The sequence below is a fragment of the Deinococcus malanensis genome (genome assembly GCF_014647655.1).
Classification (GTDB): domain Bacteria; phylum Deinococcota; class Deinococci; order Deinococcales; family Deinococcaceae; genus Deinococcus; species Deinococcus malanensis.
The window spans coordinates 19,633-28,165 of record NZ_BMPP01000027.1 but is presented as its reverse complement, the minus strand read 5'-3'; the positions used below and the strand labels follow the sequence as shown (position 1 = coordinate 28,165).

The window sequence follows — 8,533 nt, the reverse complement described above, 5'->3', positions numbered from 1 at the left end:
TGGGCCCCGAACGGCGCAGCCTGGTGGTCCGGGAAGCCGACCGCAAGGTCACCGCCTACCACGAGGTCGGTCACGCCCTCGCTGCTCAACTCCTCCCGTACGCCAATCGGGTGGCCAAACTCACGGTGGTGCCGCGCGGACGGGCCGCCGGCTACATGATGCCGGACGCCGATGACCGCCTGCACGTCACCCGCCCGGCGCTGGAGGACATGATCGCGGTCGCCCTGGCGGGACGCGCAGCCGAGGACGTGGTCTACGGGGAAATCACCACTGGCGCCCAGAACGACTTTCAGCAGGCCACGGCACTCGCCCGGCGAATGGTCACCGAGTGGGGCATGAGCACGCGGATAGGTAAAGTCGCTCTGGCCACCGAACAGGGCCGTGACCTGGGTGGAATGAGCCAGTCGCTGCCCATCAGCGAGGCCACGGCGCAGGCGGTGGACGTGGAGGTCCGCGCCCTTATCGACTCGGCGTACGACCGCGCCGTCACGCTGGTCCGCGAGCACCTGCCCCAGGTCCACGAGGTGGTCAAGGTGCTGCTGCGCCTGGAAACCCTCAGTGGCGAGGAATTTGCCACCCTTCTGGCTGGGGGCACGCTGGATGAACCTGTTCAGGAGCCGCTGCTTACCTCTCCCCTGCCCGCTTGAAACTCAGGCCTTGTCGGTTTCGGGATCGCGGGTCAGGCTGGGTTTGACCGGCGCCTGGGTCCGCTCGTGCTCGGTCAGGGGCGTAGGAGCGCTGCTGGTCAGACCCGGCGCCACCGTCCGCGTCCCTCCGGGCTGCCCGTCGTGATCCAGCCTGATCTCCACCGGAAGGGCGCCGAAATTCAGGTTGCGCTGTGAGGATGGAATCTCGATGCCCGCCTGGTCCATGGCGATCTTGATACGCCGGTTGAACTCGCGGCCTACCGCGTACTGGCTCTTGGGCTGCACCTTGAACAGCGCGCGCAGCGTCACGCCGTCCGGAGCAAGCTGGGTCACACCCTGGATATCCGGGTCTTCCAGGAAGTAGCCCTTCCACTCCTCGTCGGCGGCCAGTTCCCGGCTGACCGCCTCCAGGACCCGCAGGGCGTCGTTGATGTTGGCACTGGCGGTCACGTCTACCGTGGCCACCACCCGCGACCAGTCCTTGCTGCTTACGCTGACGGTGGCGATCTGCCCGTTGGGAATGATGTGAACCGTGCCGTCCAGGCCGCGCAGGGCCGTCATGCGCAGGTTCAGCTTCTCCACGTTGCCGCTGAGCAGTCCGGTGTTCACGGTGATGACGTCACCCACCCCGTACTGGTCCTCAAGCAGGATGAAAAAGCCCGTAAACACGTCCTTGACCAGACTCTGCGCGCCAAAGCCCACCGCGATACCCAGCACCGAGACCCCGGCCAGCAGGCTGGTGGCATTCACGCCCAGTGACTGCAATCCCGCGATCAGACCGACAATCACGATTACCACCTTCAGGGTGCTGTCCACCACACCCTTGAGGGTCTGCACCCGGACCGTCCGGCGATTGAACTCATCATTGCTGTCCTGAACGATGCGTCCACTCAGCGCACCCACCAGATTCCAGGCAATCAGCGCCAGCGCCAGAATCACCAGGGTCTGCCCGGCGCTGTGGCGGAACCAGGAGCGGATGTCCTGCCCCAATTCGAACAGGACCGGCACGTCCGGCAGATACACGACATTGGTGGCGTTGGCCAGCCAGCCCAGGCTGATCAGCAGGAGCCAGAGCCACCTGAGCCCCGCCAGCAGACGGTGGCTCATGTAGGGTTCCAGATGCCGCAGCAGGACGCGGCCAAAGCGGTACAGGGCGTAAGCGACCATCAGGGTCAGGGCCAGACCCAGCCAGACCTGAGGTTTTTGCAGTTGGAAAGTCAGCGTTTCAAGCATCCTCGGGGCCTCCGGGGCAAGGCGCGCAACCCGTCAGGATCACGCGAGAAGAGACGATAAGGGACTGTCCACCGGGGCCAGCAACCTGACGTGGGGCGGGGCCTCTGCCTATGCCTGATCAGACCCGAACGCCGCTTCCAGGCGCGGAATCAGGTTCGACTCATGGGCACGGGCGGCACGAAGCACGGCATTTTTAACGGCGCGCCCATCGGCGCTGCCATGGCCGATAAAGGTCAGCCCACGCACGCCGATCAGAATGCTGGCCCCGTAGGTGCTGGGGTCCAGGCGGCCAGCGAGGCCCCGCAGGGAGCTGCGCACCAGCAGCGCACCCAGCTTGCTTCGCAGGCTGCTGGTCAGGGCCTCCTTGACCCAGCCCAGCAGCACCTTGGCCTCGCCTTCAGCCAGCTTCAGGACCACATTGCCAGTGAAGCCGTCCGTCACGACGATATCGGTGGTGGCCTTGAAGATGTCGTTGCCCTCCACGTTGCCGTGGAAGTTCACACCCTGGCCGTGCAGCGCGCGCAGCAGCGCGTGGGCCTCCAGCACCAGGGCGCTGCCCTTGTGGTCTTCCTCGCCAATACTGAGCAGGCCCACGGTAGGGTCCTCGCGGTCCTCGAGGACTTTCAGGTACACCGTGGCCAGCCGTGCCCACTGCGCCAGATACGCGGCCTTCACGTCGGCGTTGGCCCCCACGTCCAGCAGGGTGGTAAAGCCGCCTCGCGCGGGCAGATGGGTCAGGATCGCCGGGCGGTCGACTCCCCGGATCCGCCCCAGGGTCAGCAGGGCGCTGGCCATGGTCGCGCCGCTGTGGCCCATGCTGACAGCGGCCGCCGCCTTGCCTTCCTTGACCAGCCGGGTGCAGATGTTGATGCTCGCTCCCGTACGGCCACGCACATCGCTGGCGTGCTCATCCATGCCGATCACGTCACTGGCGTCGACCACGTCAATCGGCAGGCTGCTGCTGCCGGGGTGCTTGCCCAGTTCCGCGTGCAGCGTCACGCGGTTTCCGACGAGCAGCACACTGACGCCGGCGCGGGCGGCCTGCACGGCGCCGTCCACATTGGGCTCGGCGCCATGGTCCCCGCCCATGGCATCCAGCGCGATGGGCAAGGAAGTCGGGGCTGGCACCACCGACTTAGCGCTCATCCGTGTCACTCAGGGGAGCTGTCACGTAAAAAGGCCGGCTGTCCGCCATGCGGTCATGGCCACGCTGCTCGCTGGGCAGGCGGTAGCCAGGACGCTCGACATGCTCCCGGATATCCTTGAAGTCCACGTACTCGTCGGCAGCGTTGCGCAGTTCGTAACTGGTCATCTCGGCAATACTGGCCACCACCACGCGCTTGCCGCGGGCACGCAGCACCTCCACGGGACGCTCAAAATCACCGTCACCGGTCAGCAGAACGGCGGTGTCGTAGCGCTCGGCGGTGGTCAGCAGGTCGGTCACGATCTCGACGTCCAGGTTGGCACGGCGCGAAGTGTCCCCGTGCTCGTCGGTGCTTTCCCGCAGGGGGCGGGTGCGCACGGTGTAGCCCATATAGGTCAGGGCGTCGGTAAACCGCTTCTGCTTGTCATCAATCGGCATGGGAATGGCCGTGTAGTAAAAGGCGTTGTACAGGCGGCCCTGGACCGCGAAGTACTCCAGAATCTTGCGGTGGTCAAAGTTCCACCCCAACCGCTTGGCCGCCGCGTATACGTTGGCGCCGTCAATAAACAGTGCAATGCGTTCCATCCTGGAAGGTCCCCCTGTCAATGTCCGTCTGTGCCCTCCGGCTCCAGACCGTTGCTTCACAGGATACCGGACCCGTCCGGCAGGGGCAGGGCCGGGCGCCGGGCAGGGTCGTGCAGGGCTTCCCAGACCTCATGGCGCAGCCGGGCAACGTCGATGCCGCGGGTCCGGGCCGCATAGCCTGGCGGCAGCTGTTCCAGGTGCCTGAGGGCCTTGTGGTAGTTGCGGTGGGTCAGGCTGCCGTGAACCCAGCGTTTGTGCAGTGCGGCGGCCAGCAGAATCACGCCCTGCAGGAAGTGGCGCTCGGCGCCGGCCGCCTGCAACCAGAGGGGCTCCCAGGCCTCGTGCGCTTCCCACCAGTGCCCGGCGTTGAACAGCGCCACCCCCGAGGTCCAGGCCTCCTGGTTGCCGTGCGTTGAGGGTGCAGTACTCACGCTGCCCAGGGTAACCGCTGCACCTTCCAATGAATGCGCCGTTAGGTGAGCCCCATGCACCCCGTAACCCCGGGGACGTATATTCGTGACATGAAACCAGTGGAACTCACCGACACCAACTTCACCAGCGAAATCGAGCAGGGGCTGACCCTGGTCGACTTCTGGGCCCCCTGGTGTGGCCCCTGCCGGATCATCGCCCCGGTGATCGAGGAACTGGCCGGGCAGTACGAGGGCCGGGTCAAGATCGGCAAGGTTAACGTGGACGACAATCCCGTCACCCAGGGCCAGTACCGCGTCATGAGCATCCCCACCCTGATCCTGTTCAAGGACGGCCAGCCGGTCGAGGGCGTGGTGGGCGCCCAGCCCAAGCGCGCGTTCGAGAGCCTGCTCGACAAGCATCTCGGCGTGGCTGCCAACTAAGACCAGCACCCTCCAGTCAGCACCCGCCTTTCCTGGAAAGGCGGGTGCTGCTGATTACCCCTCACAGCCGCACGATGTCCGGTGGAGTCCAGGCGTGCATGGCCTCCGAGAGCAGAATCTCGCCTTCAGGCCACTCCCCGTGACCGCTGTCGACATTGATGTGCCCGGCCTCGCCGGCCGTCATGAATTCCGCTTCCCAGGCGTCCGCAAAGAGCTGTGCCCGCTCGAAGCTGGCATACGGGTCGTTTTCGCTGGCAACGACCAACGCCGGAAACGGCAAAGGCCTCAGTGGTGTGGGCGCCATGCCCTGTACGCCGGGATACATCCCGTACGTGGAGGTCATGTCCGCGTCGGTCGGGCCGACCAGCAGCGCGCCCCGGACCCGGGGGTGACCGCCATACAGCCGGGCCCAGTGAACAATGTTCAGCACGCCGCAGGAGTGCCCCACCAGAATCAGGTCGCCGGGGGTGGCCTCGATCACTTCCTGCAGCCGCGCCGACCAGGCCTGTGGCGTTGGGTTCTGGGGGTCGTCCTGCCGCACCCGGGCAGCGCCGAACTTCTGCTCCCAGAGGGTCTGCCAGTGGTCCGGTCCGCTGTCACCCAGACCAGGGACGATGACAAGAGTGGGGGTCATACCAGCAGCATAGGTCAGGCGCCGGATCTCAGCGGGGTGCAGGGACAGAAAATGGCCAGGATGCTCATGCAAAGTTCACCAGCCTCCGCGACCTGACGGGCGAGTTTCTGGCGTATGCATTCTGGATCTGGGATGGGGGGTACAGAGGATCGCCTCGCGCTGGCATCGTGAATCCGTGAGCCATCCGGAGGAAGAACTGACACGGATCGCCCGCTCCAGGCCATAAGAAAAACTCCCGCCGAAGCGGGAGCCTTCTGTGTTTGTCGAGACTCAGACGAGTTCGATCAGGGCCATGGTGACGCCGTCACCGCGGCGGGTGCCCACACGCAGGATGCGGGTGTAGCCACCGGGACGCTCGGCGTACTTGGGTGCCACTTCGTCCATGACCTTGCGCACGACAGCGTTGTCGTGGATGTCGCGGGCGATCAGTCGGCGGGCGTGCAGGTCGCCGCCCTTGGCGGTGGTGATGATCTTCTCGACGTAAGGACGCAGCTCCTTGGCCTTCGTGAGGGTCGTCTGGATACGGCCCTCGCGCAGCAGCGCCGTCGCCTGGGCACGGGCCAGGGCGGTGCGGGCACTGCTGTTGCGGTTGAGCTTGCGACCGGCTTTACCGTGACGCATGGGTGTTCTCCTTGGGGGTCAAGCCCGGGGGCTTGGGGGCGGTTGCCTTCATTCGCGGCGCGCCTGAAAACAACCTTTCTCGCTTCGCTCGGGTGGCGCCGGGCCACCCGCTGGGGTCAGTCGCGCAGCGCCAGCCCGAACTGGGCCAGTTGCTGCTTGATCTCGTCCAGGCTGCGCTCGCCGATACCAGGAACCTTCTTGAGGTCACGGTCGGACAGGGCGCACAGGGCGTCCACGCTGTCGATGCCTTCTTCCTTGAGGGAATGCAGCACGCGGGTGGTCAGTCCCAGACCCTCGAGGGTCACGCGGGGCGAGTCGAGTTCGGCGGGGTAATCGCCGGGGTTCAGATTGACGCTGCCGGTGGTGGGGGGCAGATCGTACACGTTGTGCGCTGGCACGGGCGCGGGGGTGTAGACCGGCGCCACGTCGCTGATCAGCGCAGGCAGGGCTTCCACGTTTCCGAAGACGGTCAGCTCGTCACGCAGGATCTCGACGGACTTGTCCAGTGCGTCCTGCGGGCCGGTGCTGCCGTCGGTCCAGACGCGCAGGATCAGGCGGTCCAGGTCGGTCTGCTGACCCACGCGGGTGTTTTCCACGTGGTAGGCCACGCGACGAACGGGGCTGAACACCGCGTCCACCGGAATCGAGTTGATGCGGTCCTTGGTGGCGTGCTTGTCGGCGGGCACGTAGCCTTCGCCTTCTTCCACGCGCACTTCCATCACCAGTTTGCCGTCTTCAGCCAGGGTGGCAATGGTCAGGTCCGGATTGACGATCTCCGCGTCACTGGGCACCTCAAAAGCGCTGGCCTTGACGACGCCTTCGCCCTGCGCACGCAGGGTCAGGGTCTTGGGGCCGCTCGTGTGAAACCGCACCACGAGTTCCTTGAGGTTCAAGATCAGCTGGATAACGTCTTCCTTGACGCCGGGGATGGTTGAAAACTCGTGCAGAACATCCTCGATGTACACGCTGGTCACAGCCGTACCGGGGATCGAGGACATCAGGATGCGCCGGATGGGGTTCCCGATGGTGACGCCGTAACCGCGCGTGAGCGGCTCCAGGACGAACTCGCCGTAGTTGCCGTCCACGCGGGCTTTGAGTTGGGGGCGCTTTTGATCCACTGGGGCCTCCTGATTTAGCGCGAGTAGTACTCGATGATGAAGTTCTCGTTGATAGGCAGGGCGAGGTCTTCACGCGCGGGGAGGCGGGAGAAGGTGCCCTTGAAGTTGTCGACATCCAGTTCGACCCAGGGGCTGACGCGGCGGCGCTTTTGCGCTTCCATGTTTTCCTGAACGAAGCCCATCTGACGGCTGCCCTCGGAGACGCTGATCTCGTCACCGATCTTGACGCGGTAGCTGGGGATATCGACTTTCTTGCCATTCACGAGAATGTGGCCGTGGCCCACGAACTGACGGGCCTGACGGCGGGTGCTGGCAAAGCCCATGCGGAACACGACGTTGTCCAGGCGGCGTTCCAGCAGCTGCAGGAACACAGTGCCAGTCACGCCAGGAACACTCGCGGCCTCCTCGAAGAGGTTGCGGAACTGCTTCTCGCCCATGCCGTACAGACGCGCGAGCTTCTGCTTTTCGCGCAGACGGACGCTGTAGTCGCTGGGGCGGCCACGGCCACGGCGCTGGCCGTGCTGGCCGGGCGCGTAGGGACGCTTGTCAAGGTACTTCTGGACTTTTTCAGTCTCCGCGAGGTTGATGCCTTCGCGGCGGCTGAGCTTGGTGATGGAACCACGGAAACGACCCATGTCTTAACTCTCCTGTGCGGTTTGAGGGCTTAGGCGCCCTCAAACCGGGTCTGCGGCCCTCTGGTGCCCGCTTCCTCGCCGGTGGTGCGGCTTCAGCACGGGTGCAGCGGAAACGGGGCAGGTGGGCGCGCGCATGCGCTTCAGGCGCGGAACTTCTTCTTGGGGCGGCAGCCGTTGTGAGGCACGGGGGTGTCGTCCATGATGGACTTCACTTCGATGCCCGAGGCCTGAATCGCGCGGATGGCCTGCTCGCGGCCGGAGCCCGAGCCACGCACAATCACGTCGACGATGTTCATGCCGAAGGTCTGCTGGGCCTTTTTCACGGCGTCAGCGGCGGCCAACTGGGCAGCGTAGGGGGTACCCTTCTTGCTGCCCTTGTAGCCGATGGTCCCGCCACTGCTCCAGGCGACAGAGTTGCCGTCCAGGTCCGTGATGGTGACGATGGTGTTGTTGTAGCTCGCGTGCACGTACGCGCGGCCGGCGCTGATGTTGCGGCGGGCGCGACGGGGTGCCTTGCCTTTGGTGGGTTTCGCCATGGCTTACTTCCTCGTCGCCTTTTTCTTCCCGGCAACGGTCTTTTTCGGGCCTTTGCGGGTGCGGGCGTTGGTCTTGGTGCGCTGACCACGCACGGGCAGACCACGGCGGTGACGCAGGCCGCGGTAGGCGCCGATGTCCATCAGACGCTTGATGTTCTGGCCGACTTCGCTGCGCAGGTCACCTTCGACCTTGAAGGTCTTTTCGATGGCGTCACGCAGGGTGCTCTGTTCCGCTTCGGTCAGGTTCTTGACGCGGGTGTCGGCATTGATGCCGGTCTGCGAGAGAACCTGCTTGCTGCGGGTCAGGCCAATGCCGTAGATGTAGGTGAGCGCAATTTCAATGCGCTTTTCGCGGGGCAGGTCAACACCAGCTACACGTGCCATGCTTAACCCTGCCTCTGCTTGTGCTTGACGTTGGAGCAAATGACCAACACGCGCCCGTGGCGGCGGATCACTTTGCAGTTGTCGCACATCTTCTTGACACTGCTACGAACTTTCATTGCTTCCTCCTCGCGCCGCCGCACCAATC

General features: G+C 65.0%; 12 protein-coding genes and 1 pseudogene. 2 read left to right on the top strand and 11 right to left on the bottom strand.

Annotated elements, in window-relative coordinates; genetic code table 11:
• Positions 1-647: pseudogene (locus tag IEY49_RS19525) on the top strand (ATP-dependent zinc metalloprotease FtsH); the annotation flags it as partial.
• Between the two features lie 3 nt (positions 648-650).
• Here the strand turns inward: IEY49_RS19525 and IEY49_RS19520 are convergent.
• From IEY49_RS19520 to IEY49_RS19505, 4 genes are all read right to left on the bottom strand, one after another.
• Positions 651-1,880: a mechanosensitive ion channel family protein gene (locus tag IEY49_RS19520; RefSeq protein ID WP_189011831.1), complete on the bottom strand. Its 1,230-nt coding sequence runs from the start codon at positions 1,878-1,880 to the stop codon at positions 651-653.
• Positions 1,881-1,988: 108 nt separating this feature from the next.
• The gene (plsX, locus tag IEY49_RS19515; RefSeq protein ID WP_189011830.1) at positions 1,989-3,026 is read right to left on the bottom strand and encodes a phosphate acyltransferase PlsX; all 1,038 of its coding nucleotides are present in this window, start codon (positions 3,024-3,026) and stop codon (positions 1,989-1,991) included.
• Positions 3,016-3,609 carry a LabA-like NYN domain-containing protein gene (locus IEY49_RS19510; protein ID WP_189011828.1) on the bottom strand — a complete coding sequence of 198 codons (594 nt, stop codon included), beginning with the start codon at positions 3,607-3,609 and terminating at the stop codon, positions 3,016-3,018. The genes plsX and IEY49_RS19510 overlap by 11 nt, the downstream gene beginning before the upstream one ends.
• Positions 3,610-3,665: 56 nt before the next feature.
• Positions 3,666-4,040 (bottom strand): DUF309 domain-containing protein, encoded by a 375-nt coding sequence (locus tag IEY49_RS19505; protein ID WP_189011826.1) that lies wholly within the window; start codon positions 4,038-4,040, stop codon positions 3,666-3,668.
• A gap of 90 nt (positions 4,041-4,130) precedes the next feature.
• Here IEY49_RS19505 and trxA point away from each other — a divergent pair, with 90 nt between their 5' ends.
• Positions 4,131-4,460 carry a thioredoxin gene (gene trxA, locus IEY49_RS19500; protein ID WP_012693970.1) on the top strand — a complete coding sequence of 110 codons (330 nt, stop codon included), beginning with the start codon at positions 4,131-4,133 and terminating at the stop codon, positions 4,458-4,460.
• Between the two features lie 61 nt (positions 4,461-4,521).
• On the opposite strand, the gene IEY49_RS19495 is transcribed toward trxA, so the two are convergent.
• The 7 genes from IEY49_RS19495 to rpmJ all read right to left on the bottom strand — a co-directional run bounded on the left by IEY49_RS19495 (position 4,522) and on the right by rpmJ (position 8,504).
• A complete protein-coding gene (locus tag IEY49_RS19495) occupies positions 4,522-5,094 on the bottom strand; it encodes an RBBP9/YdeN family alpha/beta hydrolase (RefSeq protein ID WP_189011824.1) in 573 nt (190 codons plus the stop codon).
• 270 nt (positions 5,095-5,364) lie between these two features.
• Positions 5,365-5,715 (bottom strand): 50S ribosomal protein L17, encoded by a 351-nt coding sequence (gene rplQ, locus IEY49_RS19490; RefSeq protein WP_189011822.1) that lies wholly within the window; start codon positions 5,713-5,715, stop codon positions 5,365-5,367.
• A gap of 116 nt (positions 5,716-5,831) precedes the next feature.
• Positions 5,832-6,833: a DNA-directed RNA polymerase subunit alpha gene (locus tag IEY49_RS19485; protein WP_189011820.1), complete on the bottom strand. Its 1,002-nt coding sequence runs from the start codon at positions 6,831-6,833 to the stop codon at positions 5,832-5,834.
• 14 nt (positions 6,834-6,847) lie between these two features.
• Complete coding sequence (gene rpsD / locus IEY49_RS19480; RefSeq protein ID WP_189011818.1) at positions 6,848-7,468, bottom strand: 30S ribosomal protein S4; 621 nt, start codon at positions 7,466-7,468, stop codon at positions 6,848-6,850.
• Between the two features lie 140 nt (positions 7,469-7,608).
• Positions 7,609-8,004, bottom strand: a complete 396-nt coding sequence (gene rpsK, locus IEY49_RS19475; protein ID WP_012693975.1) for a 30S ribosomal protein S11 — start codon at positions 8,002-8,004, stop codon at positions 7,609-7,611.
• A 3-nt stretch (positions 8,005-8,007) separates the two neighbouring features.
• The gene (gene rpsM, locus IEY49_RS19470) at positions 8,008-8,388 is read right to left on the bottom strand and encodes a 30S ribosomal protein S13 (protein ID WP_189011808.1); all 381 of its coding nucleotides are present in this window, start codon (positions 8,386-8,388) and stop codon (positions 8,008-8,010) included.
• A 2-nt stretch (positions 8,389-8,390) separates the two neighbouring features.
• On the bottom strand, positions 8,391-8,504 hold the full coding sequence (gene rpmJ / locus IEY49_RS19465; RefSeq protein WP_012693977.1) for a 50S ribosomal protein L36: 114 nt from the start codon (positions 8,502-8,504) through the stop codon (positions 8,391-8,393).
• Positions 8,505-8,533 lie beyond the last annotated feature (29 nt).

Bases quoted from the DNA above. Each gene is read 5' to 3' on its own strand.
- IEY49_RS19520 (WP_189011831.1), bottom strand. From the start codon at position 1,880: ATGCTTGAAACGCTGACTTTCCAACTGCAAAAACCTCAGGTCTGGCTG.
- plsX (WP_189011830.1), bottom strand. From the start codon at position 3,026: ATGAGCGCTAAGTCGGTGGTGCCAGCCCCGACTTCCTTGCCCATCGCG.
- IEY49_RS19510 (WP_189011828.1), bottom strand. From the start codon at position 3,609: ATGGAACGCATTGCACTGTTTATTGACGGCGCCAACGTATACGCGGCG.
- trxA (WP_012693970.1), top strand. From the start codon at position 4,131: ATGAAACCAGTGGAACTCACCGACACCAACTTCACCAGCGAAATCGAG.
- IEY49_RS19495 (WP_189011824.1), bottom strand. From the start codon at position 5,094: ATGACCCCCACTCTTGTCATCGTCCCTGGTCTGGGTGACAGCGGACCG.
- rplQ (WP_189011822.1), bottom strand. From the start codon at position 5,715: ATGCGTCACGGTAAAGCCGGTCGCAAGCTCAACCGCAACAGCAGTGCC.
- rpsD (WP_189011818.1), bottom strand. From the start codon at position 7,468: ATGGGTCGTTTCCGTGGTTCCATCACCAAGCTCAGCCGCCGCGAAGGC.
- rpsK (WP_012693975.1), bottom strand. From the start codon at position 8,004: ATGGCGAAACCCACCAAAGGCAAGGCACCCCGTCGCGCCCGCCGCAAC.
- rpsM (WP_189011808.1), bottom strand. From the start codon at position 8,388: ATGGCACGTGTAGCTGGTGTTGACCTGCCCCGCGAAAAGCGCATTGAA.
- rpmJ (WP_012693977.1), bottom strand. From the start codon at position 8,504: ATGAAAGTTCGTAGCAGTGTCAAGAAGATGTGCGACAACTGCAAAGTG.